This window comes from Burkholderia stabilis (assembly GCF_001742165.1).
Classification (GTDB): domain Bacteria; phylum Pseudomonadota; class Gammaproteobacteria; order Burkholderiales; family Burkholderiaceae; genus Burkholderia; species Burkholderia stabilis.
In genome coordinates this window covers 1,243,954-1,268,512 of sequence record NZ_CP016443.1, presented here as the reverse complement: position 1 = coordinate 1,268,512, position 24,559 = coordinate 1,243,954, and the positions used below count along the sequence as shown (strand labels likewise).

The 24,559-nt window shown below is 69.1% G+C and carries 23 protein-coding genes; 15 read left to right on the top strand and 8 right to left on the bottom strand.

Going from position 1 to position 24,559, the window contains the following annotated elements; translation table 11 throughout:
* Positions 1-45: 45 nt before the first annotated feature.
* The 4 genes from BBJ41_RS23645 to creD all read left to right on the top strand — a co-directional run bounded on the left by BBJ41_RS23645 (position 46) and on the right by creD (position 4,515).
* Positions 46-759, top strand: coding sequence for an SDR family NAD(P)-dependent oxidoreductase (locus BBJ41_RS23645; RefSeq protein WP_069748702.1), 714 nt, complete (start codon positions 46-48; stop codon positions 757-759).
* A gap of 81 nt (positions 760-840) precedes the next feature.
* Complete coding sequence (gene creB, locus BBJ41_RS23640; RefSeq protein WP_069748701.1) at positions 841-1,560, top strand: two-component system response regulator CreB; 720 nt, start codon at positions 841-843, stop codon at positions 1,558-1,560.
* Positions 1,561-1,575: 15 nt separating this feature from the next.
* Positions 1,576-3,027, top strand: a complete 1,452-nt coding sequence (creC, locus tag BBJ41_RS23635; protein ID WP_069748700.1) for a two-component system sensor histidine kinase CreC — start codon at positions 1,576-1,578, stop codon at positions 3,025-3,027.
* A gap of 102 nt (positions 3,028-3,129) precedes the next feature.
* Complete coding sequence (gene creD / locus BBJ41_RS23630) at positions 3,130-4,515, top strand: cell envelope integrity protein CreD (RefSeq protein WP_069748699.1); 1,386 nt, start codon at positions 3,130-3,132, stop codon at positions 4,513-4,515.
* A gap of 73 nt (positions 4,516-4,588) precedes the next feature.
* On the opposite strand, the gene BBJ41_RS23625 is transcribed toward creD, so the two are convergent.
* A complete protein-coding gene (locus tag BBJ41_RS23625; RefSeq protein WP_069748698.1) occupies positions 4,589-5,011 on the bottom strand; it encodes a RidA family protein in 423 nt (140 codons plus the stop codon).
* A 204-nt stretch (positions 5,012-5,215) separates the two neighbouring features.
* Here BBJ41_RS23625 and BBJ41_RS39480 point away from each other — a divergent pair, with 204 nt between their 5' ends.
* Positions 5,216-5,413 (top strand): oxidoreductase-like domain-containing protein, encoded by a 198-nt coding sequence (locus BBJ41_RS39480; protein WP_083281952.1) that lies wholly within the window; start codon positions 5,216-5,218, stop codon positions 5,411-5,413.
* A 76-nt stretch (positions 5,414-5,489) separates the two neighbouring features.
* Here BBJ41_RS39480 and BBJ41_RS23620 read toward each other — a convergent pair whose 3' ends face one another.
* Positions 5,490-6,950: an MFS transporter gene (locus BBJ41_RS23620; protein WP_069748697.1), complete on the bottom strand. Its 1,461-nt coding sequence runs from the start codon at positions 6,948-6,950 to the stop codon at positions 5,490-5,492.
* A gap of 145 nt (positions 6,951-7,095) precedes the next feature.
* Here BBJ41_RS23620 and BBJ41_RS23615 point away from each other — a divergent pair, with 145 nt between their 5' ends.
* Positions 7,096-7,968, top strand: coding sequence for a LysR family transcriptional regulator (locus BBJ41_RS23615; protein WP_069750340.1), 873 nt, complete (start codon positions 7,096-7,098; stop codon positions 7,966-7,968).
* Between the two features lie 61 nt (positions 7,969-8,029).
* Positions 8,030-8,350, top strand: a complete 321-nt coding sequence (locus BBJ41_RS23610) for a DUF7660 family protein (RefSeq protein ID WP_069748696.1) — start codon at positions 8,030-8,032, stop codon at positions 8,348-8,350.
* A gap of 27 nt (positions 8,351-8,377) precedes the next feature.
* Here BBJ41_RS23610 and BBJ41_RS23605 read toward each other — a convergent pair whose 3' ends face one another.
* Positions 8,378-9,280, bottom strand: a complete 903-nt coding sequence (locus tag BBJ41_RS23605; RefSeq protein ID WP_069748695.1) for a LysR family transcriptional regulator — start codon at positions 9,278-9,280, stop codon at positions 8,378-8,380.
* A gap of 98 nt (positions 9,281-9,378) precedes the next feature.
* Here BBJ41_RS23605 and BBJ41_RS23600 point away from each other — a divergent pair, with 98 nt between their 5' ends.
* The gene (locus BBJ41_RS23600; RefSeq protein WP_069748694.1) at positions 9,379-10,359 is read left to right on the top strand and encodes an NAD-dependent epimerase/dehydratase family protein; all 981 of its coding nucleotides are present in this window, start codon (positions 9,379-9,381) and stop codon (positions 10,357-10,359) included.
* Between the two features lie 131 nt (positions 10,360-10,490).
* Positions 10,491-11,882 carry an RtcB family protein gene (locus BBJ41_RS23595; RefSeq protein ID WP_069748693.1) on the top strand — a complete coding sequence of 464 codons (1,392 nt, stop codon included), beginning with the start codon at positions 10,491-10,493 and terminating at the stop codon, positions 11,880-11,882.
* Positions 11,883-11,897: 15 nt separating this feature from the next.
* Here the strand turns inward: BBJ41_RS23595 and BBJ41_RS23590 are convergent, their stop codons facing one another.
* From BBJ41_RS23590 to BBJ41_RS23570, 5 genes are all read right to left on the bottom strand, one after another.
* Complete coding sequence (locus BBJ41_RS23590) at positions 11,898-12,599, bottom strand: DUF2848 domain-containing protein (RefSeq protein ID WP_069748692.1); 702 nt, start codon at positions 12,597-12,599, stop codon at positions 11,898-11,900.
* A gap of 49 nt (positions 12,600-12,648) precedes the next feature.
* Complete coding sequence (locus tag BBJ41_RS23585) at positions 12,649-13,968, bottom strand: MFS transporter (protein WP_069748691.1); 1,320 nt, start codon at positions 13,966-13,968, stop codon at positions 12,649-12,651.
* 101 nt (positions 13,969-14,069) lie between these two features.
* A complete protein-coding gene (locus BBJ41_RS23580) occupies positions 14,070-14,756 on the bottom strand; it encodes a DUF4286 family protein (protein WP_069748690.1) in 687 nt (228 codons plus the stop codon).
* 101 nt (positions 14,757-14,857) lie between these two features.
* On the bottom strand, positions 14,858-15,910 hold the full coding sequence (locus tag BBJ41_RS23575; protein ID WP_069748689.1) for a LysR family transcriptional regulator: 1,053 nt from the start codon (positions 15,908-15,910) through the stop codon (positions 14,858-14,860).
* Between the two features lie 240 nt (positions 15,911-16,150).
* Positions 16,151-16,942, bottom strand: a complete 792-nt coding sequence (locus tag BBJ41_RS23570; RefSeq protein WP_069748688.1) for an SDR family NAD(P)-dependent oxidoreductase — start codon at positions 16,940-16,942, stop codon at positions 16,151-16,153.
* A gap of 389 nt (positions 16,943-17,331) precedes the next feature.
* On the opposite strand from BBJ41_RS23570, the gene ypfJ reads away from it, so the two are divergent.
* The 6 genes from ypfJ (at position 17,332) to BBJ41_RS23540 (ending at position 24,508) form a co-directional block, all read left to right on the top strand.
* Complete coding sequence (gene ypfJ, locus BBJ41_RS23565; protein WP_069748687.1) at positions 17,332-18,213, top strand: KPN_02809 family neutral zinc metallopeptidase; 882 nt, start codon at positions 17,332-17,334, stop codon at positions 18,211-18,213.
* Between the two features lie 233 nt (positions 18,214-18,446).
* Complete coding sequence (locus BBJ41_RS23560) at positions 18,447-19,175, top strand: helix-turn-helix transcriptional regulator (protein WP_069748686.1); 729 nt, start codon at positions 18,447-18,449, stop codon at positions 19,173-19,175.
* Positions 19,176-19,289: 114 nt separating this feature from the next.
* Entirely contained in the window at positions 19,290-20,792 is a 1,503-nt protein-coding gene (locus BBJ41_RS23555) for an aldehyde dehydrogenase family protein (RefSeq protein ID WP_069748685.1), read from the top strand.
* 55 nt (positions 20,793-20,847) lie between these two features.
* Positions 20,848-22,188 carry an aspartate aminotransferase family protein gene (locus BBJ41_RS23550; protein ID WP_069748684.1) on the top strand — a complete coding sequence of 447 codons (1,341 nt, stop codon included), beginning with the start codon at positions 20,848-20,850 and terminating at the stop codon, positions 22,186-22,188.
* Positions 22,189-22,421: 233 nt separating this feature from the next.
* Positions 22,422-23,924, top strand: a complete 1,503-nt coding sequence (locus BBJ41_RS23545; RefSeq protein ID WP_069748683.1) for an APC family permease — start codon at positions 22,422-22,424, stop codon at positions 23,922-23,924.
* The gene (locus BBJ41_RS23540) at positions 23,921-24,508 is read left to right on the top strand and encodes a DUF3156 family protein (RefSeq protein ID WP_069748682.1); all 588 of its coding nucleotides are present in this window, start codon (positions 23,921-23,923) and stop codon (positions 24,506-24,508) included. Before BBJ41_RS23545 ends, BBJ41_RS23540 begins: the two co-directional genes overlap by 4 nt.
* Positions 24,509-24,559: the final 51 nt, after the last annotated feature.

The window sequence follows — 24,559 nt, the reverse complement described above, 5'->3', positions numbered from 1 at the left end:
GCACCACGCATCATCAAGCAACCCTCGATCCAGGAGAGAACATCGATGGAACACGACCTGAAAGGCAAGGCAGTCGCGATTACCGGCGGATTCGGCCATCTGGGCGTCGCGACGGCCGCGTGGCTGAGCGAGCGCGGCGCACGCGTCGCGCTGATCGGCCGGGGCGAAGCGCCGGCGGCACCGGCGCTGCCCGGCGTGCCGGCCGATGCGTTGCGCATCGGCGGCATCGATCTCGTCGATCCGCAGGCGGCCGTCCGGGCGCTCGACATCGTGCAGCGCGAATTCGGCCGCGTCGACGCGCTGCTGAACATCGCCGGCGCTTTCACGTGGCAGACGATCGCCGACGGCGACGCCGCGACGTGGGACCGCATGTACGAACTGAACGTGAAGACCGCGCTGAACGCGTCGAAGGCCGCGCTGCCGTACCTGGTGGCGAGCCCGGCCGGCCGCGTCGTGAACATCGGCGCGGGCGCGGCGTTCAAGGCCGGCGCGGGCATGGGCGCGTATGCGGCCGCGAAGGCCGGCGTCGCGCGGCTCACCGAGGCGCTGGCGGCCGAACTGCTCGATCGCGGCGTGACGGTGAACGCGATCCTGCCGAGCATCATCGATACGCCGCCGAATCGCGCGGACATGCCCGATACGGATTTCACGCGCTGGGTGCGGCCGGAACAGATCGCCGCGACGATCGGCTTCCTGCTGTCGGCCGACGCGCAGGCGATCACCGGCGCATCGATTCCGGTGAGCGGCCGCGTGGCGTAGCGCCGGCGTCTCGCTGCGGCTCGCGCCCGGTCCGGCCGTGCGTACAATGTCGCACCGGAAACGCGAGCCCTGCCCGAGACCATGAATCAGCCCAATATCCTGATCGTCGAAGATGAAATGGCGATCGCGGACACGATCGTCTACGCCCTCGGCACCGACGGCATGCAGACCGTCCACTGCACGCTCGGGCAGGCGGCGCTCGACCGCCTGTCCGAGTCGCACTTCGACCTGGTCGTGCTCGACGTCGGCCTGCCGGACATGAGCGGCTTCGAAGTGTGCCGGCGGTTGCGCACGTTCACCGATATCCCGGTGATCTTCCTGACCGCGCGGCACGATGAAATCGACCGGATCGTCGGGCTCGAAATCGGCGCCGACGATTACGTGGTCAAGCCGTTTTCGCCGCGCGAGCTGGCCGCGCGGGTGCGCGTGATCCTGCGCCGCTTCCACCGGCCGGCCGCGCCGCAACCGCAACCGATGCCGATGCCGGCGCCGGCCACTGCAGCCGGGCCCGTTGCGCCGGGTTTCGTGCTCGACACCGATGGTGCGCGCGTGTCGTGGCTCGGCCACGCGCTGGACCTGACACGCTACGAGTTCGGCCTGCTCGCGTTGCTGGTCCGGCATCCGGGGCGCATCTATTCGCGCGAGCAACTGATGGACCTCGTGTGGCACGAGGCCTTCGATTCGGCCGACCGCACGGTCGACACGCACGTCAAGACGCTGCGCGCCAAGCTGCGCGCGATCGACCCCGAACGCGACCCGATCCGCACGCATCGCGGGATGGGTTATTCGCTGCAACCGTAACGACCGGCACCGCCCATGCATATCGGCCTGCGCATCTTCTTCGGCTTCTTCCTGATCGTCGGTCTTGCCGCGCTGATCACGCTGCGCGTGTTCGTGCAGGAGGTGAAGCCCGGCGTGCGCGAGGCGATGGAGGACACGCTCGTCGACACCGCGCAGGTGCTGGCGACGCTGGCCGCCGACGACATGGCGAGCGGCCACATCGCCGACGGCGCATTCGCGCGGCAGCTCGAAAAGCTGCACGCGAGCCCGGTCAGCGCGAACGTGTGGGGCATGCACAAGAACACGATCAGCTACCGCATCTACATCACCGACGCGCACGGCATCGTGCGCTACGACTCGGACGGCGGTGCGGTGGGGCAGGACTATTCGCGCTGGAACGACGTGTACCGGACGCTGCGCGGCGAATACGGCGCGCGCAGCACGCGCGCCGATCCGAACGACGACAGCAGCACCGTGATGCACGTCGCGGCGCCGATCCGGCGCGGGAACGACATCATCGGCGTGCTGACGATCGCGAAGCCGAACCAGACCGTCGCGCCGTTCATCGCGCGCAGCCAGCGCAAGATCATGCTGTACGGCGCATTGCTGATGGGCGGCGCGATCCTGATCGGCGCCGCGTGCACGTGGTGGCTGGTGCTCGGGCTGCGGCGATTGCAGCGCTATGCGCGCGCGATCGCGGCCGGCGAACGCGCGGTGATGCCGCTGCAGGGCGCGAACGAGCTGGCCGAACTCGGCCGCGCGGTGGAGAGCATGCATCAGCGGCTGGAGGACCGGCAGTACGTCGAGACCTACATCCACACGCTCACGCACGAGATGAAGAGCCCGCTGGCGGCGATCAGCGGCGCGGCCGAGCTGTTGCAGGAGGACATGCCGGTCGAGAATCGCCAGCGCTTCACCGGGAACATCCGCCGCCAGGCCGGCCGCCTCGAACAGATGATCCGCAAGCTGCTCGCGCTGGCCGAAGTCGAGCAGAAGCAGCGCCTGTCGGTGCACGAACCGGTCGCGCTGCTGCCGGTGCTCGAACAGCTCGTCGACGATATCGAGCCGCGCGCACGGCAGCGCGGCGTGAGCCTGCGGATCGACGTGCACGACGCGGCCGATCCGGCGGTCGTCGAAGGCGATCCGTTCCTGCTGCGCCAGGCGCTCGGCAACCTGCTCGACAACGCGCTGGATTTCGCGCCGCACGGCAGCACGATCCGGATCGCGCTCGAACGGCAGCCGGCGGGCAGGGCGCACGTGGCGGTCGTGCGCGTCGCCGACGACGGCCCGGGCGTGCCCGATTACGCGCTGCCGCGCGTGTTCGATCGCTTCTATTCGCTGCCGCGCCCCGACGGGCAGGATCGCAGTACGGGCCTCGGGCTGTGTTTCGTCCGCGAAGTCGCGATGCTGCACCGTGGCCAGGTCGCGCTCGCGAACCGCGACGAAGGCGGCGCATGCGCGACGCTCACGTTGCCGTCGGCGGGTTGAGCGCGCTTCACGCTCGCCACACATTCGCTTCACACCGGCTTCAATCGCCCTTCACCGGGCCCGGTCATGCTGGCCGTACCTTCCATTCCGGTACCTTCAGCAATGAATCGAGTCCTGTTGTTCAAGTCCGTGATCACCGCGTTTCTCGTGCTGTTGATCCTGATCCCGCTGCACATGGTGCAAAGCATCGTGCAGGAACGCGCCGAGTTTCGCGAGAGCGCATTGCAGAGCATCTGGGCGAGCTACGCGGGGCCGCAGACGGTGACGGGGCCGGTGCTCGTCGTGCATTACACGGAAGTCACGCGCGTGCGCGACAGCGCGCCGGCCCGCGGCGCGCCGAAGACGAGCCTGAGAAGCGAGACGAAACGGCTGCTCGTGTTTCCGAAGACGCTGAACGTCGACGGCTCGCTCGACATCAAGGTCCGTTATCGCGGCATCCATAAAGCGCTCGTGTACGACCTGGCGAGCCGGATGACGGGCACGCTCGCGCTGCCGGACCTGAAGAAGCTGCCGCAGGCGGACGGCCACGTGAGCTTCACGATCGACGGCGCGTATGTCGCGCTCGGCATCGGCGACATTCGCGGGTTGAAGGCGCAGCCCGACCTGCGCATCGGCGGCGAGCGGCTCGACATCGAGCAGGGCTCGCGGCTGGAGAGCCTGCGCCAGGGCGTGCATGCGAACGTCGATCTCGCGGCGCTCGCGAAAGCCGGGGCAGTCGTGCCGTTCAGTCTCGACCTGCCGCTGGTGGGGGCGGAATCGGTCGCATTTGCGCCGGTGGCCGACCAGAACGAGTTCTCGCTGAAGTCGAAGTGGCCGCACCCGAGCTTCGGCGGCGCGTTCCTGCCGGGCGAGCGGACGATCGATGCACAGGGTTTCACCAGCAACTGGCACGTGACGTCGTTCAACACGAAGGCGCGCGAGCAGGTCGCATCCGGCAACGGGGATGGTGCGATCGAGATGGCGTCGGTATCGGTGATCGAACCCGTGAACGTCTACCTGCAGGCCGAACGCGCGACGAAGTACGGTGCGCTGTTCGTGATGCTCACGTTCGCGAGCTTCTTCATGTACGAACTCGTGAAGCGGCTGCGCATTCACCCGATCCAGTACCTGCTGGTCGGCCTGTCGCTCGCGCTGTTCTTCCTGCTGCTGTTGAGCCTGTCCGAGCACATCGCGTTCGGGCGCGCGTATCTCGTGGCCAGCGGCGCGTGCATCGGGCTGCTCGGCTTCTACCTGTCGTTCGTGCTGCACAGCGTGAAGCGCGGCGCGACGTTCGCGGCGCTGCTCGCGATGCTGTACGCGGCGCTCTACGGGCTGCTGCTGTCGGAGGACAACGCGCTGATGCTCGGTTCGCTGCTGCTGTTCGCGATCCTCGCCGGGATCATGACGCTCACGCGCCGCATCGACTGGTATGCGCTGGGCGCCGCGTGGCAGCCGCTGGCCGACAAGCCGGGCGCCGGCGCCGTGAAGCCGGAGGCGCCGGCGAAGTAAGCGGCGGTGTTGCGTGTGCGCTGGCCGGGGCGACCTCCGGTCAGCGCACCATGCCGTGCCGGACTGCCGCGATTCACGCGTGAGGCGACGGCCGGCGAAACCGCGCCAGCGGAATTTCGGCGACGGCCGTGATTTCGATCAGCAGATCGGGGTGGTAGAGGCGCTCGACCTGAACGGTCGTCGTCACGGGATAGGGCTCGGCGAAGTACGTCTTGCGGATGTCGCCGGCCTGCATGAAAGCGTCGATGTCGGTCGCGTAGTGAACGAGCGAGATCACGTCCCGCATCTGTCCGCCCATTGCGGCCAGCACGTCGCGGATGTTGTCGAGCGTCTGGCGCACCTGCGTGCGCATGTCGCCCTGGCCGACCACCTGACCGCCTCGGTCGAGCGCGACTTGCCCCTTCAGATGGACGATCCGGCCGTCGCCCTGGATCACGGCCATCGAGAACGCGCCGAACGGCGCCCAGACTTCCGGCGGATTCACTGCTTCAGCCATGACGCAACTCCTGTCGGTCGGTGGGGACGGCTCGGCTGCACGGAGGGCAGTGCTCGGGGGCGCGATGCGGGCGCGCCGTCGACTGCGCTGCGCGCTTCGTCGACGATCGCGCCATTATGGATGAGCGCACGGCGCCGCATGCGTGCCGCCCGGGCTGGGCGGCATCCACTTATACTGAGCGTTCTCCGTCATTCGATTTTCGCCGTGCCCACGTCAGCTCCTACCGATCCGTCCATCGACGATCCCCGTCCGACCCCGCCCGAACAGCCCGAACTGGAAGACTGCTGCAACAGCGGCTGTTCGCCGTGCGTTTTCGACCTCTACGACGAAGCGCTCGCGCGCTATCGCACCGAACTGGCCGAGTGGGAAGCGCGGCAAGCGCAACGCAAACGACACGGATGAATGCGATGCCGGCGAGCGGCCGCGCATTCACCGTTCCCGCTTCACGTCCGGCCAGCGGTGCGATCGCCGCCCCGCGTCACGCGCCCGCATGCAGCCGCCGATGCAGCGGCCCGAGCGCGGCCGACAGCGCGATGCATGCGAGCAGCACGATCGTCAGCACGAACATCGACGTCCTGAACCCCTGCACGTAGTCGATCGCGGCCGGATGTCCGCCGAGCCGCGCGAAGAACACGCCGCCGATCGTCGCGGCGCCGACCGCCGCACCGATCTGCAGCATCGCGGTGACCATCCCGGATGCGACACCCGCGCGCGCCGCATCGACTTCCGCCAGCACGATCCGCACGACCGACGGCAGCACGAGGCCTTGCCCGATGCCGATCGCCGCGATGCCCGCGTAGAAGCCGGGCCCCGGCGCGCCTTCGCTCGCGAGCGCGGCGGCGGTCGCGACGCCGGCCGCGAGCATGACGAAGCCGAGCGTGAGCACCCGGTAACCGCCGAACCGGCCGACGAGGCGCGGCATCAGCAGCGGGCTGGCCAGGAAGCCGAGCCCGAGCGGCAGGATCGCGAAGCCTGACGCGAGCGGCGACCAGTTCAGGCAGCCCTGCAGATAGATCCCGTAGCTCAGGAAGAACGCGCTCAGCGTATAGAACAGGAACGCGAGCATGAGCCCGAGCGCGACGACCGGGTTGCGCAGCAGGCGCACGTCGAGCAGCGGATCGCGGCCGCGGGCGAGCCGGCCCGCTTCGACCGCCAGCAGCGCGCCGAGCATCGGCACCGCGCCGACGAGGCACGCGATCATCCACAGCGGCCAGCCGGCCTCGCGTCCGTGCGTGAGCGGGTAGACGAGCATCAGCAGGACCAGCGACATCAGCACCGTGCCGGGCACGTCGATACGCTGGCCGCGCGGCGGCCGGTTCTCGGGGATGAAGCGCCAGCTGCCGATCAGCGCAAGGATGCCGATCGGCAGATTGACGAGGAAGATCGCGCGCCAGCCGAGCCCGAACGGATGCAGGCTGATCAGCGCGCCGCCGCCGAGCTGGCCGATCACCGCCGCAAGTCCGAACGCGAAACCGTAGAAGCCCATCACGCGCACCTGCTCCTGCGGGCTGAACACGCTGCGGATCGTCGCGAGCACCTGCGGCGCGAGGATCGCGGCGAACAAACCCTGCAGCACGCGGCCGCCGACGAGTACCGCGCCGCTGCCGGCGAGCCCGCACAGCGTCGACGCGAGCACGAAGCCGGCCATCCCGAGCATGAACATGCGCTTGCGGCCGTACAGGTCGCCGAGGCGCCCGCCGGTGATCTGCACGACCGCGCTCGCGCACGCATAGGCCGACACGACGAGCTGGAGCTCGGCCGGACGCGCGCCGATGCCGTCGCGGATGGCCGGTAGCGCGAGATTCACGATGAAGTAGTCGAGCGGCGGCAGAATGGCGCCGACCAGCAGGACCACGAGCGCCCAGCCGTGATGGCTGCGCGGCGTCGCCGCGGCGGCCGCGCCGGCCGGCGCGCAGGGGGCAAGGGTGTTGTCCGTCATGAAAGCAGGTTCCGAAAAATGAGGGCCGCATGCGCGAGCGGCGCTGGCAGGCCATTGATCCCGTATTCTCGGCGGGGTCGATGATTCGGAAAAGCGGGAAAGAGTGGTAGCATCCATCGGGTTATTCGATGGATGGAGAACGATGATGCGCGGCTTCGACCTGGACCAGTTGCGTACTTTCGCGGCGGTCGCGGACGCCGGCAGCCTGACGGCCGCCGCGCCGCTGTTGCACCTGTCGCAGTCGACGGTCAGCGAGCAGGTGCGCAAGCTCGAATCGCGCGCCGGCGTGCCGTTGTTCGTGCGCAGCAAGCGCGGCGTCGAGCCGACACCGGCCGGCTCGCGGCTGCTGCAGCACGCGCGGCGCATCGTCGCGCTGAACGAGGCCGCGTTCGACGAGCTGCGCGGGCAGGCGATCAAGGGCGAGCTGCGCGTCGCGATCACCGATTACTACCGGACGAATGAAGTCGCGGGGATGCTGGCGCGGCTGCGCGAGTGCTATCCGCAGTTGAGCTTGCACGTGAGCGCGATGAAGAGCGCGGACATCGAAATCGCGCACGCGAGGGGGCAGATCGATCTCGGCGTCGTGATGCACCTGTCGAGCGGGCCGTTTCGGCCGGCGTCGGCCGATACGCGCTGGGTGCTGCGGCGCGAGCCGCTGTCGTGGGTCGCGTCGCCGGCGCTGGCCGAGCAGTTGCCCGAGCCGTTGCCGCTCGTGCTGCTGCCGGACGACTGCATGATGCATCAGATCGCCGTGCGCTCGCTCGACGAGCAGCGCATGCCGTACGTGCTGGTGCACAGCGCGTCGGGCGTCGCGGGGCTGCAGTCGATGCTCGCGGCGGGGCTGGGCGTTGGCTGCCTGTGCGCGTCGGCGATCTGCGACGGCATGATGCGGCTCGGCGCGAAATACCGGCTGCCGCCGCTGCCCGATGCGGTGTTTTCGCTGACGCCGCCGATGCCCGGCGAACGCGAGTCGGTCACGCAGGCGCGCGAGGTGCTGTCGCGGCAGTTGCTGATGTAAAACCGCGCCGCGCGACATGCGACGGCGCGTATTCGAGAGAAGCAGCAAGAGGGCCGAACGAATGAACGACGAACTGAAGCGCCAGATGGCCGAACGGCTGCAGGACGCGCTGGAGCGCGTGGTCGACGAGCGCTCGCTGATCCACTTCCTGCGCGTGCTCGGCCACGACTGGAACAAGGAGCGGCAGCTCGACGCCGATGCGCCGCCGTCGCCGTATGCGCGCGCCGCGCTCGGCTGGGAAAACCGCTCGATCGGCGAGTACCTGGAAGCGATGGTCGACTGGGCCGAGGCGTCGGAGGAAGGGCTGCGCTTCTACGACGTACCGGACAATCCGTGGCGGCGCATGGCGGATATCCTGTTCGCCGGAAAGCGCTACGAGTAGCGTCACCCGCGCGATGCGTCGAGCCGCCTACTCGGCGGTTTCTCCGTCCGCATACGCACGCAACCCGTCCGCGAGCGCATCGAACACCGCCCGGCAGCGCGGGCTGGTCCGCAGATCCTCGTGCATGACTACCCAGGTCTCCAGCATCATCGCGAGCTGCTCCGGCAGCAGGCGCACGAGCCGTGCGTCGCGCTTCGCGAGCCCCGTCTGGCAGAAACCGACGCCGTAGCCGGCGCGGATCATCGCGAGCTGCGCGAGATTGCTGTCGGTGCGCAGCGCGAACGCATCGCGTTTCCACAGCGGCATCCCGCGCCCCGCCGAGCGGATGAACGGCGTGACCGTATCGAAACCGATCAGCGCGTGACGCGCGAGTTCGTCGGTCGTCGACGGTGCACCGTTGCGCGCCACGTAATCGTCGCGCGCGAACAGCCCGACTTCGATTTCGCCGATGCGCCGCGCGACGAGCGCGTCCTGCGCGGGCGGCGCCATCCGCACCGCGATGTCGGCCTCGCGGTTCAGCACGTCCTGGATACGGTCGGTCGGCACCAGTTCGATGACAAGCCCCGGATGGTCGCGCCGCAATTGCGCGAGCATCGGCGGCAGCACCTCGACGGCGATCACGTCGCTGGCCGAGATCCGCACGGTGCCGCGCACGCCGGCGCCGTGGCTTGCGGCCGCGCGCTCGAAAGCCGCCGCCGCGCTGCGCAATGCTTCCGCATGGCCGCGCAGCGCGAGCGCCGCCTCGGTCGGCAGCAGGCCCGACGGCGAGCGCGTGAACAGCGTCTGGCCGAACGCTGTTTCGAGCGCCGCGACGTGGCGGCCGGCCGTCGGCTGCGTAATGCCGAGCGCGCGTGCCGCGCCGGACAGCGAGCCTTCCGTCAGCACCGCGAGAAAGGTGCGGTAGCGTTCCCAGTTCAGATCGGTGGTCATACATAAATGTATAGCTGATCTTCCGGGTTAGGCAATTCCTTGTTAGCCGCCGGCGCGCCAGAATGCCTCTCACGATGGTTCATTCACGGAGAACGGCAATGACGACGGACGCAGGCGGAATGCAACGACAGGCACTCGTGCTCGGCGCGAGCGGCGGGATCGGCGGGGAAGTCGCGCGGCAGTTGCGCGATGCCGGCTGGCAGGTGCGCGCGCTCAAGCGCGGGCTCGACGCCGAAGTGGTGGAGCGCGACGGGATGACGTGGGTGCGCGGCGACGCGATGGATCGCGAGGCGGTGGTGCGGGCCGCGCGCGGCTGCAGCGTGATCGTGCACGCGGTGAACCCGCCCGGCTACCGGAACTGGCCGACGCAGGTGCTGCCGATGATCGACAACACGATCGCGGCAGCGACGGTGGCGCAGGCGACCGTCGTGCTGCCCGGCACGGTCTACAACTACGGCGCCGACGCGTTTCCGGTGCTGCGCGAAGATGCGCCGCAGCATCCGGCGACCCGCAAGGGCGCGATCCGCGTCGAACTGGAGCGGCGGCTGCAGGAAGCGACTGCGCAGGGCGTCCGGACGATCATCGTGCGCGCGGGCGATTTCTTCGGCGTGCGCGCCGGCAACAACTGGTTTGCGCAGGGGCTGATCAAGCCGGGGCGGCCCGTTTCGAGCATCAGCGTGCCGGGGCGGCCGGGTGTCGGTCATCAGTGGGCGTACCTGCCGGACGTCGCGCGCACGATGGTCGAGCTGATCGAGCGGCGCGACACGCTGGAGTCGTTTGCGCGCTTCCATCTCGGCGGGCATTGGGATGCGGACGGCATGCAGATGGCCGAAGCGATCAGCCGCGTGGCGCAGCGGCACGGGATGCGGCCGGCCGTGCGCAAATTCCCGTGGTGGGTCGTGTGGGCGGCGGCGCCGTTCGTCACGACGCTGCGCGAGATGCTGGAGATGCGCTATCTGTGGCGCGAGCCGTTGCGGATGGACAACGCGCGCGTGACGGCGGTGCTCGGCCGCGAGCCGCTGACGCCGCTTGATACGGCGGTGGAGGCGACGCTGGCGGGGCTGAGGTGTCTCAAGTGAGCAACGGCCGTCGCGGATACGGCAGCAGTCTGCTATGATCCGCGCTCCCTTCCTCGACGCTGCTGCAGGAAGGTACTCACGACCGCCGGAATACCGGAGGTCGCGTCGTACCTTTTTCATTTCCAGCAGCGATGTCTACCTTCCCTCGCTTAAAAAAGGCCTTGCAGCGGCAAGGCATCCGTGTCGACTATCACGCCGGCATATATCACCTGCGCAATGAACAGTCGCAGGCTTCCGTTCTGTTGCCCGATTCGCTCCCGCTCGAGGAGAAGGCCGTGCAGCAGTTGCTCGCGTTCGCGGCAGTCTGTTCTCCCGATGGCCATCACGGCGTCTGCAAGGCATGTGCGACGCCCGATTTCCATCCGGGCGGTGTTGCGCCCGTCGGTTCGGTCGTCGCGACCGACGACGCGTTCGTGATTCCCGCCGCGATCGGCACCGACATCAACTGCGGGATGCGTCTCGTCACGACGGGCCTCAAGCGGTCCGCGCTCGCGCCGTTCGAATCGGCGCTCGTGGAGCGGCTGACGCGCGCGATTCTCGCGGATCGCCGCGACGTGCCGGTCAGCGGCGACGCATTTCGCGCGCTGTTCGACGTTGGCCCCGCGGCATTCGTCGATCGCGTCGCGCAACAGGGCCTCTGGCAGCAGGTCGACCGCGGTCGGCTTGCCGACGAACTGTCGTCATGCATCGGCCTCGACCGGTTCGACGGCAATGCGAAGTATGCGCCGGACGCGCATGTCGGCTCGCGCGACGTGTTTCGCGATCCCTGCCTGGGTACGCCTGGCTCGGGCAACCATTTCGTCGAACTGCAGATCGTCGATGCGGTGTTTGACCGGCATGCGGCATATCGTGCAGGGCTCGCGAAGGACGATGTCGTCGTGATGATTCACAGCGGTTCGCGCGATGTCGGTTTCTACGTCGGGCGTCGCTGGATGGATCGGGCGCGGGCTGCATGGCCGGTAGGTGTCAAGCATCCGGAAAGCGGTCTGTACGGTCTTTCCGGCGAACTGGCGCGCGAATACCTCGTCGCGATGGGCACCGCCGCGCGCTATGCGTGGCTGAATCGCGTCGTCCTGGCGGAGATGGTGCGCAAGGAACTGGCCGAACTGACCGGCGAGACCCGTTCGGCGCTCGTGGTCGATGTGCCGCACAACGTCGTGCTGCGCGAGAACGGGATGAACATCCATCGCAAAGGCGCGACGCCAGCCCGTGACGGCGATCTTGCGCTGATTCCCGGATCGATGGGCGATGCGTCGTTTCTGGCGACAGGGCTCGGCCATCCCGACTGGCTGTGGTCATGCAGCCATGGGGCAGGCCGGAGCGTGCGCCGGCAGGTATTGCGGCGGATGCGCACGGAGCAGGCGCCCGGCACGTGGCGATGCGTGACGTTGCGCGACGAACGCCGGATCGAGGAGGCGCCGGAAGCCTACAAGCCGATCGGACCGGTGATCGATGCGCAGGAGCAGGCCGGTCTGATTCGCAGTGCGGTCCGGCTGAAGCCGTGGATCACGTTCAAGGCGTGACGAGCGCCGCCCCCGTCACGCCACGACCGGCAATACCTCGACCGCATACCGGTGCTTCAGGCTGCGCCCGAGCACCGGATCGTGCAGTTCCATCTCGAACGCATCGCCATCGCCCATCGCGGCGATCGCGCCATGCACGGTGACGGTGCCGCCATACATCGCGCAGCGCGCGGGCATCGTGCGTCGGTCGTCGAAACGTTGCCACAGCGCACCCGGCGCAAGCAGTCCGCTGACCGCGCCATGCTGGTATGCAACCCGTTCGCCGCCGCGCGAAATCAGCCACGAGCGCATCTCGATCGCGTCCCAGTGATCGGCGACATCCGCGTAGAGCCACGCATCGCGGCCCAGCGGTTTCGCGCACACCTGTTTCGACACGGCGACGCCGTACGCCTCGACTTCACGATCCGTGTGATCGGAGCCGACCGTGACCAGCGTGCCGGCCGGGCTGTCGACCAGCACGCATTCGATCTCGCCGCCCGAGCGTGCGCCGAGTACGCCGATCGACGGCGCCTGCGTGAGCAATGCGGCCGACACGCGATAGAAGCACGGCGTGGTCGAGGGTGGCGCGACGCCGAGCGCCGCGAGTTCGTCGATGTGCGCGCGGATCGCTTCCGGATCACGGCCGGCCCAGCCGGCGATCACGACACGCTCGATCTCGACGTCGACGGCGGCCGGCGCGCGTTGCAGGGAAATCACGTTGAACGACAGGGCTTGCATGCGGGTATCCGTTTGAAGTGCAAAGGAATGAACAGGGATGCGGCGATACTCAATCCGCGAGCGGCCGGTGCGCGGTCTCGCGTGCGACGAGGAGCGCGATCGACGTGACGACGAGCGCGGCGGTGACGTACAGCGACACGGCCGTCGTCGAGCCCGTCTGCCGGAACAGCGTGGCGATCACGAGCGGTGCGAAGCCGCCGCCGACGATGCCGGCGAGCGTGTAGGCCAGCGACGAACCCGCATAGCGCACCCGCGTCGGAAACTGCTCGGTGACGAACGCACCCTGCGGGCCGTACATCACCGCGTGGATCACGAGACCGATCGCGACGGCCGCGACGATCGCGACGGGCCGCGCCGAATCGAGCAGCGCGAAGAACGCGAACGCCCACACGATGCCGGCGATCGCGCCGGCGAGATACACGGGGCGGCGGCCGAAACGGTCCGACAACGCGCCGAAGAACGGCACCGCGAGCGCGTTGCAGGCCGTGCCGATTATCACGGCCGTCAGCGCGACGGGGCGCGACAGATGCAGCACGGTCGTCACGTAGGTCAGCGTGAACACGACGATCAGCGCGTACAGCACGTCCGAGCCGATCCGCGAGCCGCCCGCGATCAGCAGGCGCCGCCAGTGGTACTTCAGCACGTCGGCGACGGGCACTTCGGCGGTCGCGTGCGATTCGGCGAGCTGCTCGAACTGCGGTGTTTCGTCGACGCCGCGGCGCAGCCAGAAACCGAACACGACGAGCAGCGCGCTGGCCGCGAACGGCACGCGCCAGCCCCACGACAGGAAGTCCGTGGACGTGGTCGACAGCGTCACGAGCGCGATGCAGCCGGTGCCGAGCAGCGTGCCGAACGACGGGCCGATCTGCGTCCACGACGCGGACAGTCCGCGTCGGTTCTGGTCGCCGTGCTCGACCGACAGCAGCACCGCGCCGGCCCATTCGCCGCCGAGCGCGACGCCCTGCACGAAGCGCAGCGCGACGAGCAGGATCGGGCTCAGGATGCCGGCCTGCGCATAGGTCGGCAGCACGCCCATCAGCGCGGTCGTCAGCCCCATCAGCACGAGCGTGAGCATCAGCACCGCGCGGCGGCCGATGCGGTCGCCGAGATTGCCGAACACGAAGCCGCCGAGCGGGCGCGACACGTAACCGACCGCGTAGGTCGAGAACGCGAGGATCGTGCCGGCCAGCGGATCGACCGACGGGAAGAACAGATGGTTGAAGACGAGCGCGGCGAGCGTGTTGTAGATCGTGAAGTCGTACCACTCGAGCGACGTGCCGATCATGCTCGCGGTCGCGAGTCGGCTGTTGCGGACGCGGCGGGGCGCGTGGGCGGCGGGCTGGGCGAGAGTGCTCATGGTGTCGGGCAGGTCGTGATGGATGACGGAATGAAGCGCGGGGCCGGCACACCGGCGGCGTGCAAATGCGGCGCGGCCGGCGTCGGCGTTCGGGTGTTCAGGCGCTCAGGCGCTCAGGCAGGCAGTGCGGCGGCGGCCGGCTCCGCTTCTGCGTCGCGATACGCAACCGGCAGCGGCGCGGCGGCGCGCCACAGCAGGTCGAAGGTGCGCACGTCGTCGTGCCCGGCGAGCGCGGCGGCTACGCGGCGCGTCACGGCCGCATCGCTGCCTTCGATCAGCACGAGCGCATCGGCGGCCGGGCGGGCGGCCGCATCGGCGCCGATCGGCGCGGACAGCTCGGGTGCGGTGCAGAAGAGCCGCGCGGCGTGGATGCCCGGCTCGTGCAGCGCGGCGTCGAATTGCTCGCGCAGTTGCGCCACTTCGATGCGCTCCGGCGGCAGCACGAACAGCGCGAGATGCGCGCCTTCGCCGTCGCCGGCCTCGATCGCCAGTTCGCCGACGCGCCGCTGCGTGCCGGTCATGCGCTCGAAGTTCGCGAGCGACCACGTGGTCTGCTGCGTGAACGCGCGCCGGTAGGCGTCGCTGCGGAACACGTCGAGCACGTCGGTCACGTACAGCGCGAGGTACTTGCGCGGGCCGCCGTCGGTCGCGCGAAAGCGCCGCGCATGCGTGAAGCCGGGAATCGCGACACGCTCCTGCATGTGTTCGCGGTCGTACCACGCGTTGAAATCGGCTTCGTGCGCGGGGTCGATATCCGTCCAGACGCAAAGCTGGCCGTGCGGAAGGGAAGGGCGGGTCATCGCGGGGTTCCTCGTGACGGGGGTGTGTCAGGAACCGCAGTTTCCCGAAGACGGGCCGCGCCCGTCCAACAAGAAAACAAATTCGCGGTGAACAGGTTTTCTTATGAGCGGGGCGGGCGGCGTTTTGCGGGCGGGGCGGCGGACGGTGCGGGTTTCGTCGCGGGTTTCGCTTTCGGTTTCGCCTTCGTATTGGTCTTTGCCGCCGTCCGGGTACGGGCGGGCGATGCGTCGACGGGATCAGGCTGAGGCGATCCGGCCGGTTTCGCATGGCTTGCTGCGGCCGACATCGCGCGCGCGACTTCGCTCGCCAGTTCGGCGATGCGCGCGGCAACCGGCAGGCCCTGCGAACGGTACGTCGCGACGAGCGGCAGCGCGGGGAATTCGGGTTCGACGTCGAGCAGCTCGAGCGCGCCTTCGTGCAACTCGCGCCCGATGATCGCGGGCGGCAGCGCGGCCACGCCGAAGCCGTCCGCGACGAGGCGGATCATCGCGGCCACCGACGTGATGCAGTTGATGCTAGCCGGCCGCTCGACGGCCGCGAACAGCCGCTCGATCGTCGCGTGCGGCCCCGAGTGGCGCGAGAAGCTGATGATCGGAAACTCGGCCAGGCGCGCGACGTCGAGTGGCTGGCCGCCGAGCCCGAGGCGCGGGCTGGCGGCCCAGTGCACGGGGAATTCGCACAGCGGCAGGTTCGTGAAGTCGGGGCCGGGCACCGGATCGGTCTGCAGGATCAGGTCGACGCCGTCGGTGCTGAGCAGGCGGATCAGGTGCAGCGTCGTGTCGCTCGTGATTTCGACGTCGAGGCGCGGATAACGCTCGCGCAACTGCGCCATCAGTGCCGGAAACCAGCTGTGCACGATCGATTCGATCACGCCGATCCGGATCAGGCCGGCGTCGCTTGCCGCGTCGATGTCGCGGCGCATTTCGCCGTCGAGCCGCACGATCCGCTCCGCATACGCGAGCATGCGCCGGCCCGCCGGCGTGAGCGTGGCCGAGCGCGTGTTGCGATCGAACAGACGCACGTCGAACGCTTCCTCGAGCGATGCGATGCGGCTCGACACGGCGGCCTGCGTCGTGTGCAGTTTTTCGGCCGTTAGCCGGAAGTTTTCCAGCTTCGCGAGCCAGACGAAGGTTTCAAGAAACCGGATGTTCATCGAAGTCCGAACGGTGTGGCGGCGGGATCGGTCGATGGTAGCGGATTTTCGGGGCAGGAAACGAGCAGGCGGCGCGGCGAACGCACCGCAGCGGCCGCCGGGGCAGGTGTCGACAGCCCGCAGGACGGGTGGGCAGGTGTCGGCAGGTCGCAGCGCGTTGGGGCAGGTGCCGGCAGGTCCCGGAGCGTGCGGGGAACGGTGCCCACCGTGAGGCGTCAGGAGGCGGCGCGCCCCCTTGTGTCAAATCGCGTCGAACGCGAGCGTCGGCACGTCGACCACCATCGCGCCACCGTCGGCGACCAGCGTCGCGCCGGTCACGAACGACGCGTCCGGCGACGCGAGGAACGCGCAGACGGCCGCGATTTCGTCCGGATCGGCCGCGCGCCGCAGCGGCACGTCGGCGCTCACGCGCGCATACGCGCGGTCGAGCGTGTCGCCATGCGCGGCCATCAGCGGCTCCATTTCCGCGTCGGCCATCGGCGTGCGGACCCAGCCCGGGCAGACGGAGTTCGCGCGCACGCCATGCGGGCCGTAGTCGCGGGCGAGCGAGCGGGCGAGCCCGAGCAGCGCGTGCTTGCCGACCGTATAGCCGCACACGCCGGGCCCGGCCGCGAGCGCCGCGATCGACGCGACCAGCACGATGCTGCCGCGCTGCGCGATCAGGTCGGGCAGGCACGCGCGCGCGCTGACGAATGCCGTGTCGAGGTTCGCGTGCATCGCGTCGCGCCATTGCGCGTCGTCGGTTTCGTCCGCGCGGCCGACGCCGTGGCCGCCCGCGCACGCGACGAGCGCGTCGACGCGGCCGAAGCGTTCTGCGATCTCCGGCAGAAAGCCGGCCCAGTCGGCCGTGCTGGCGGCGTCGCCGGCGAGTACGAGGCCGCCCGTTTCGGCGGCCAGCGCGTCGAGCGGCGTGCGGCGCCGGCCGATCAGCACGACGCGGTCGCCGCGGCTGGCGAAGCGGCGCGCGCACGCGGCGCCGATGCCGGTGCCCGCGCCGGTGATCGCGATCGTGCGGGGTTGCGGGTGCGTCATGTTCTTCTCCGGAAAGGTGTCGTTCCCGGTCACTTTAGGCGGCGCCGGCCCGCGCCGGTATCAGCCGGAAGGATGAACGCGGGCAGTCCTTTTGGCCGGCCTGAAAGGTCGTGGCCCATTTTGCAAAGGCTGACGATGTCCGGCCCCGAATCGCTCTATCCTCCACATTTTTGGGATAAGTCGCGAAAGCCCGGCACAATAGCGCGGGCGAGGCCGCGCATCGACGCGCGGCGCACCGGCCGGCCGATTCCGTCGTGCGAGCAGAGCGGCAGGCCGGCCAGACCGATGCGCGGGCATCGCGTCTGCCGATGGCGCGTGCCATCACGGCTTATCGCCCGGTTGCGCGCTGGCGTGGCCGGACCGTCGACAAGAACAGGGAGGGGCCGGCAATGAGGCTGGACGACGAAAGAGAAAGCATGAACGTCGAAGATCGCCGCGGCGCCGGCGGTTTCGGCGGCGGGCGCGGCGCGACGATCGGCATCGGTACGATCGTGGTTGCGCTGGCCGCGTCGTATTTCTTCGGGATCGACCCGCGCGTGGTGCTCGAAGGCGCATCGGCGCTGCAGGGCCGCCAGCAGCAGGCGCAGCCCGCGCCGGCGCAGCGCCAGGGCGCACCGGCGAACGATCCGGGCTCGGTGTTCACGCGCAAGGTGCTCGGCAATATCGAGCGCACGTGGACGGGTGTGTTCAACACCCAGTTGCATGCGCAGTACGAGCCGCCGAAGCTCGTGATGTTCACGAGCTCGACGCCGACCGCCTGCGGCACGGGCCAGACGGCGATGGGGCCGTTCTACTGCCCGGCGGACCGCAAGGTGTATATCGACCTCGGCTTCTACGACGAACTGCGCAAGCGCTTCGGCGCGGGCGGCGATTTCGCGCAGGCTTACGTGATCGCGCACGAAGTCGGTCACCACGTGCAGAACCTGCTCGGTATTTCCGACAAGGTCGACGCCGCGCGCCGGCGTTCGAGCCAGGCGCGCTCGAACGCGCTGTCGGTGCGGATGGAACTGCAGGCCGACTGCTTTGCCGGCGTGTGGGCGAACAACGCGCAGCGCGCGAACCAGCGGCTGATGGAACCCGGCGATTTCGAGCAGGGGCTGAAAGCGGCCGCCGCGATCGGCGACGACCGGCTGCAGCAGCAGGGGCAGGGCTACGTCGTGCCGGAAAGCTTTACGCACGGCACCAGCGACCAGCGCGTGTACTGGCTGCGGCGCGGGATGGAGTCGGGCGAGGTGAGCGCCTGCGACACGTTCGCCGCGAACGCGCGCTGACGGAGGGCGGGGCGCGCACCGTCGCGCGCGCTTCGTCCCGGCCAACCGGCCGCACCTGTCCCGCGGCCGAGCGACCACACCGGCCCGGGGGCGGCGGCCCAGCGACGCAACGGCCCATCGGCCACCCCAGCCACCCCGGGACGATTTGCCGATTTGCGCTCACCGGCGCATTTCGGCGCCGGTAGGCTGGCCCGAACTTCGACACGTTCGTCCGCCAGCCAGCCGATTCCACCATGCCGATTCCATCCGTTCCCGCCGACCAGGACGCCGTCGACTGGCAGCGCGCGCTGCGCGCGTGCGTGGACGCGTTCGATGCGTTCGCGAGCCCGTCCGCGATCGTGTTCTACCGGCTCGACCTGAGCGGCGAGCCGGCCGATTTCGAGCTGTTCGGGATGCCGGAATCGATGCATCGCACCTATGTCGCGCGTTACCGGATGCTCGATCCGCTGCATCCGTCGCGTTGCGCGGCGGGCGAATGCGCGGTCGTCACGCTCGCATCCCAATTGCCTGACGAAAGGCGCGACGCATCCGCGTACTGGACCCGTTTCCTGCGGCGGCATGACGTGGCCGACGTCGTCGAGATCTGGCTGCGCGACGCGGGCCGGACGGTCGGCGCGTTCTCGCTGCTGCGGTTCGGCATGGGCGACGGGGCCGGCAACGGCACGGCGGGCCGTTTCGCGCCCGGCGAAATCGACGCGCTCGCACGGCTGCAGCCGGTCGCCGAAGCCGCGTTGAGTCCGTTGCTGCGCGCGCGGCGCGGGATTCACCGGATCGATTGCGAAGAGCGGTTGACCTACCGCGAAGAGCAGATCGCGCGCCTCGTGCGTGACGGCCGCTCGAACAAGGAGATCGCGCGCGATCTCGCGCTCGGGCAACCGACGATCAAGACCCACCTGATGCGCATGTACCGCAAGCTCGGCGTGTCGAACCGCACGGAGCTGGTCGGCGCGTTGTTCCTGTAACTCCCCACGCCCTGCCAATTTGCGCTAACTGCGCGCCCGCCTCGCTCGATACAGTGGTCCGACGCCCGCGTGCCCACGCGCATGCGGCCAGCCACGACAATCCTCGAGACGCCCATGAGCACCACGAACTTCGTCGCCGTCAGCGACACCGTGCGCACCTTCGTTGCGCGCGATTTCGGCCTCTTCATCGACGGTGAAATGCAGCCCGCGCACACGGCCGCGCGACTCGACGTGTACGACCCCGCGACCGGCGAGCGGCTCGCGTCGGTCGCGGACGCCGACGAACACGACGTCGACCGCGCGGTCGCCAGCGCCAAGCGCGCGTTCGACGCGCGCGTGTGGAGCGGGCTGCGCCCGGCCGACCGCGAACGCATCCTGCTGAAACTCGCCGACCTGATCGAAGGCGACGCCGAAACGCTCGCGCAGCTCGAAACGCTGAACCAGGGCAAGTCGATCCACGTGTCGCGCGCGATCGAAGTCGGCGCGAGCGTCGAATACGTGCGCTACATGGCCGGCTGGGCGACCAAGATCACCGGCCAGACGCTCGACGTGTCGATCCCGTTCCCGCCCGGCGCGCGCTACACGGCCTATACGCGCAAGGAGCCCGTCGGCGTGGTCGCCGCGATCGTGCCGTGGAATTTCCCGCTGATGATCGCGGTGTGGAAGCTGATCCCCGCGCTCGCGGCCGGCTGCACGATCGTGCTGAAGCCGTCGCCGGAAACGCCGCTCACCGCGCTGCGCCTCGCCGAGCTTGCCCGCGAAGCCGGCGTGCCGCCCGGCGTGTTCAACGTCGTCACCGGCGGCCGCACGTGCGGCGCCGCGCTCGCGAGCCACCCGTCGATCGCGAAGATCTCGTTCACCGGGTCGACCGCGACCGGCAAGCTGGTCGGCGCGGCGGCCGTGCAGAACATGACGCGCTTCTCGCTCGAGCTCGGCGGCAAGAACCCGATCGTGATGCTCGACGACATCGACGTCGCGCAGGCGCTCGACGGTGTCGCCGCCGGCGCGTTCTTCAACCAGGGGCAGGTGTGCGCGGCCGCATCGCGCATCTATGTGCATCGCAGCAAGTTCGCGCAGCTCGCCGACGGCCTCGCGGGCGTCGCGCAGTCGATGAAGCTCGGCGCGGGTCTCGACACGACCGCGCAGATCAACCCGCTGGTGTCCGCGCACCATCGCGACAAGGTCGTCCAGCACATCGAAGGCGCGCGCCGCGCGGGCCTGACGTTCCTCGCGGGCGGCACGCCGGCCGACGATCTGCCCGGCTATTACGTGAAGCCGGCCGTGATCGCCGATCCGCATCCGGACAGCGCGATCGTGCGCGACGAGGTGTTCGGCCCGGTGATCGTCGTCGTGCCGTTCGACGACGCGGCCGACGCCGTGCGCCTCGCGAACGCATCGCCGTACGGCCTGGCCGCGAGCATCTGGAGCAACGACCTGAAGCGCGTGATGAACCTCGTGCCGCAGATCGAGGCCGGCACCGTGTGGGTGAACTGCCATATTCCGCTCGACCCGTCGATGCCGTTCGGCGGCTACAAGCAATCGGGCATCGGCCGCGAGTTCGGTCAATACGCGATCGAAGGCTTCACCGAAACCAAATCCGTCTGCATCGCGCACTGATGCGCGGCGCGAACCTGAACAACCTCGTCCAAACGATCCGACAGTGGAGACTGCAATGAGCTACAACGAAGCGAAATTCTGGCACCCGATGGTGCACCCGAACGAAATGAAGCAGCGCAAGCCGATCCGCATCGTTCGCGGCGACGGCTGCTACGTGTTCGACGAAGAGGGCAGGAAGCTCGTCGACGGCGTCGCGGGCCTGTGGAACGTGAATGTCGGCCACAACCGCCAGGAAGTGAAGGATGCGATCGTGCGCCAGCTCGACGAGCTCGAATACTTCCAGCTGTTCGACGGGATCTCGCATCCGCGCGCGGAAGAGCTGTCGAAGAAGGTGATCGACATGCTCGAACCGGAAGGAATGCGCCGCGTGCTGTACAGCTCGGGCGGCTCCGATTCGATCGAGACCGCGCTGAAGATCGCGCGCCAGTACTGGAAGGTGCGCGGCCAGGCCGATCGCACCAAGTTCATCTCGCTGAAGCAGGGGTATCACGGTACGCATTTCGGCGGCGCGTCGGTGAACGGCAACACGGTGTTCCGCCGCAACTACGAGCCGAACCTGCCGGGCTGCTTCCACGTCGAGACGCCGTGGCTGTACCGCAACCCGTTCACGCAGGACCCGGAGGAACTCGGCCGGATTTGCGCGGAAATGCTCGAGCGCGAGATCCAGTTCCAGAGCCCCGACACGGTCGCCGCGTTCATCGCGGAGCCGATCCAGGGCGCGGGCGGCGTGATCGTGCCGCCGGCCAACTACTGGCCGCTCGTGCGCGAGGTGTGCGACCGCTACGGCGTGCTGCTGATCGCCGACGAAGTCGTGACGGGTTTCGGCCGCAGCGGCAGCATGTTCGGCAGCCGCGGCTGGGGCGTGCGCCCCGACATCATGTGTCTCGCGAAGGGGATCTCGTCGGGCTACGTGCCGCTCGGCGCGACGGTCGTGAACGCGCGGATCGAGGACGCGTTCGCCGCGAATGCGGATTTCGGCGGCGCGATCATGCACGGCTACACGTATGCGGGCCACCCGGTCGCGTGCGCGGCCGCGATCGCGAGCCTCGACATCGTCGTGAAGGAAGACCTGCCGGCGAACGCGGCGAAGCAGGGCGCGTATCTGCTCGAAGCGCTGCAGCCGTTCGCGGAACGCTTCGCGTCGGTGGGCGAGGTGCGCGGCAAGGGGCTGATGCTCGCGCTCGACCTCGTCGCGAACAAGGAGACGCGCGAGCCGATCGACCCGCTGTCGGGTTACGCGAACGCGGTCGCGGAAGTTGCGCGCGAGAACGGCGTGCTGGTGCGGCCGGTCGGCACGAAGATCATCCTGTCGCCGCCGCTCGTGATTCAGCGCGAACAGCTCGACCGGATCGTCGACGCGCTGGCGGCGGGCTTCGAGGCCGTACCGTTCGCCTGACGACGTGATTGCGTGACGGCAGGCCGGCGGCGGCATCGCAGCCGCCGCGGGTTTGCCGATTTGCGCTATGACCGGATTATTTTGCCTGCGTATTTTTTCGACATCGGATCAACGTGTGATCGACAGGGGACCCGGGTGCCGAAGCGCTGAAGCGCCGTCCCGGGCCGACCGCAAAGCATGGGGCCTCTCACTGCCGTAGCGCAGGTCGAGGCCCACACAGGAAGGAGACAAAGATGTCGGGATGGTCAGGAATTACCGGCGCCGCGGGCGACACGCCCGCCGGCACGCCGGCCGAGACGGGCGGCGGCACGGCGCTGAAGGCGGGCGCGGTCGGCTTTCCGACCGCGCTGGCGAGCGCCGTCGGCCTCATCATGGCGAGCCCGGTGATCCTCACCGCGACGTCGGGCTTCGGGATGGGCGGCTGGGCGTTCGCGGTCGCGATGATCATCGCGTTCGTGATGATGCAGGCGCAGGCGACCACCTTCTCCGAAGCCGCGGCGATGCTGCCGACGGCCGGCTCGGTTTACGACTACCTGTCGTGCGGGCTCGGCCGCTTCTGGGCGATCACCGGCACGATTTCCGCGTACTTTCTCGTGCACGTGTTCGCCGGCACGGCGGAGACGATCCTGAGCGGTATCATGGCGCTCGTCAATTTCGAATCGCTGAACGCGGCGTTCGAGAAGCACAACAGCTCCTGGCTCGTCGGCGTCGCCCTCGTGGTCACGTTCGCGATCACCAACATCATCGGCATCAAGGTGTTCAGCAAGCTCGAGATCGTGCTGACGGCCGGCATGTGGCTGTCGCTGATGATCTTCGGCATCCTCGGGCTCGCGGCTGCGCCGGCCGTGCACCTCGACGGCTGGTTCGGCGGCTCGGAAGTCGGCACGTCGGTGCCGGCCGTGCTGTCGCTCGTCGGGATGGCGATGTTCATGTTCGTCGGCTGCGAGTTCGTCACGCCGCTCGCGCCGGAAATGAAGACGCCGGGCAAGACGATTCCGCGCGCGATGGCGCTCGGCCTCGTCGGCGTCGCGATCTGCATGTTCCTGTACGGCGCGGCGATCCGCCGCCAGGTCGCGAACGTGCCGGTGAGCCCCGACGGCCTCACGCACCTGCTCGACACGCCGGGCGCGATTCCCGCGTTCGCGCTGCAGGTGCTTGGGCCCTTCGGGCGCATCTGGTTCGGCATCGCGTTCCTGTGCGCGGGCGCCGCGACGATCAACACGCTGATGGCCGGGCTGCCGCGCATCCTGTACGGGATGGCGATCGACGGCGCGCTGCCGCGCTGCTTCGCGTACCTGCATCCGCGCTTCAAGACGCCGGTGGTCGGGATCGTCGCGGCGGCGATCGTGCCGATCTTCCACGCGTGGCTGATCAACGGCAATCTCGACAGCATCCTGCACCTCGTGCTCGCCGCGACCTGCGCGTGGGGCACCGCGTACCTGCTCGTCACCGCATCGGTCGTGATGCTGCGCATCCGTCGCCCGGATTTGCCGCGCCCGTACCGTTCGCCGCTGTTCCCGCTGCCGCAGATCGTGTCGAGCGTCGGCATCGTGCTCGCGATCTGGTACATCACGCCGCCCGGCATGAACGCGCGCGACATCTACGTGCCGTTCGGCGCGATGCTCGGGCTCACCGCGCTGTACGCGCTGTTCTGGACGCTCGTCGTGCAGCGCCGGCATCCGTTCAAGCCGGTGCCGGTCGAGGAAGTGCTGCGCAACGAGCACGTCGCGTCGTGAAGGCCGCGCTTGCCCGGTGGCGCGCGGCGCCCGATGCGCCGCCGCCCGGCCATCGGCCCGGCGCGATCGCCGCGCGCGTGCTCACCGATCTGCGTGCGGTGCGCGATGCCGATGGCGTCGGCCATCCGGCGGCGCGGCTGCCGAACGGCGTGCGTGTGAGCGTCGACGAGCGTGTCGAGCGCCAGTTCCTGATGCATACGGTCAGCGTGAAGGTGTCGACGGCCGCTCGCGGCCCGGCCGCGCAGGGCAGCGCCCGCGTACGGCAGACCGGCTGGCTGCGCCGCACGGGTATCGACGCGACGCCCGAGCCGGGATGCGACCCCGGATTCGCCGATACGCTGGCCGCGCTGATCGCGGAGCCGTCGCTGGCCGACGCGCTGCGGCCGCTGCACCTGACCGACTGCGCGATCGACGCGCGCGACGGCTGCTGGACGCTCGCGATCGTGCCGTTCGGCGGCAGCGAGGTCGTGAACCGGATGCCGTCGTTTCGCCGCTACGTCCGCCTGACCGGAGAGCAGGCCGCCGGGCTGTCGGCGGCCTGTCTTGCATTCGAAACCGCACTACGCAGGATTTTGCGCGGGTAAGCTGTGGCGTTGCGGCCGCGCGGATGCGCCCGGCCACATCCAGGATCCAGG

Bases quoted from the DNA above. Each gene is read 5' to 3' on its own strand.
- BBJ41_RS23575 (WP_069748689.1), bottom strand. From the start codon at position 15,910: ATGAACATCCGGTTTCTTGAAACCTTCGTCTGGCTCGCGAAGCTGGAA.
- BBJ41_RS23620 (WP_069748697.1), bottom strand. From the start codon at position 6,950: ATGACGGACAACACCCTTGCCCCCTGCGCGCCGGCCGGCGCGGCCGCC.
- BBJ41_RS23645 (WP_069748702.1), top strand. From the start codon at position 46: ATGGAACACGACCTGAAAGGCAAGGCAGTCGCGATTACCGGCGGATTC.
- BBJ41_RS23600 (WP_069748694.1), top strand. From the start codon at position 9,379: ATGACGACGGACGCAGGCGGAATGCAACGACAGGCACTCGTGCTCGGC.
- BBJ41_RS23580 (WP_069748690.1), bottom strand. From the start codon at position 14,756: ATGACCCGCCCTTCCCTTCCGCACGGCCAGCTTTGCGTCTGGACGGAT.
- BBJ41_RS23625 (WP_069748698.1), bottom strand. From the start codon at position 5,011: ATGGCTGAAGCAGTGAATCCGCCGGAAGTCTGGGCGCCGTTCGGCGCG.
- creD (WP_069748699.1), top strand. From the start codon at position 3,130: ATGAATCGAGTCCTGTTGTTCAAGTCCGTGATCACCGCGTTTCTCGTG.
- creB (WP_069748701.1), top strand. From the start codon at position 841: ATGAATCAGCCCAATATCCTGATCGTCGAAGATGAAATGGCGATCGCG.
- BBJ41_RS23545 (WP_069748683.1), top strand. From the start codon at position 22,422: ATGTCGGGATGGTCAGGAATTACCGGCGCCGCGGGCGACACGCCCGCC.
- BBJ41_RS23560 (WP_069748686.1), top strand. From the start codon at position 18,447: ATGCCGATTCCATCCGTTCCCGCCGACCAGGACGCCGTCGACTGGCAG.
- BBJ41_RS23570 (WP_069748688.1), bottom strand. From the start codon at position 16,942: ATGACGCACCCGCAACCCCGCACGATCGCGATCACCGGCGCGGGCACC.
- BBJ41_RS23605 (WP_069748695.1), bottom strand. From the start codon at position 9,280: ATGACCACCGATCTGAACTGGGAACGCTACCGCACCTTTCTCGCGGTG.
- BBJ41_RS23615 (WP_069750340.1), top strand. From the start codon at position 7,096: ATGCGCGGCTTCGACCTGGACCAGTTGCGTACTTTCGCGGCGGTCGCG.
- ypfJ (WP_069748687.1), top strand. From the start codon at position 17,332: ATGAGGCTGGACGACGAAAGAGAAAGCATGAACGTCGAAGATCGCCGC.
- BBJ41_RS23610 (WP_069748696.1), top strand. From the start codon at position 8,030: ATGAACGACGAACTGAAGCGCCAGATGGCCGAACGGCTGCAGGACGCG.
- BBJ41_RS23595 (WP_069748693.1), top strand. From the start codon at position 10,491: ATGTCTACCTTCCCTCGCTTAAAAAAGGCCTTGCAGCGGCAAGGCATC.
- BBJ41_RS23555 (WP_069748685.1), top strand. From the start codon at position 19,290: ATGAGCACCACGAACTTCGTCGCCGTCAGCGACACCGTGCGCACCTTC.
- creC (WP_069748700.1), top strand. From the start codon at position 1,576: ATGCATATCGGCCTGCGCATCTTCTTCGGCTTCTTCCTGATCGTCGGT.
- BBJ41_RS23550 (WP_069748684.1), top strand. From the start codon at position 20,848: ATGAGCTACAACGAAGCGAAATTCTGGCACCCGATGGTGCACCCGAAC.
- BBJ41_RS23590 (WP_069748692.1), bottom strand. From the start codon at position 12,599: ATGCAAGCCCTGTCGTTCAACGTGATTTCCCTGCAACGCGCGCCGGCC.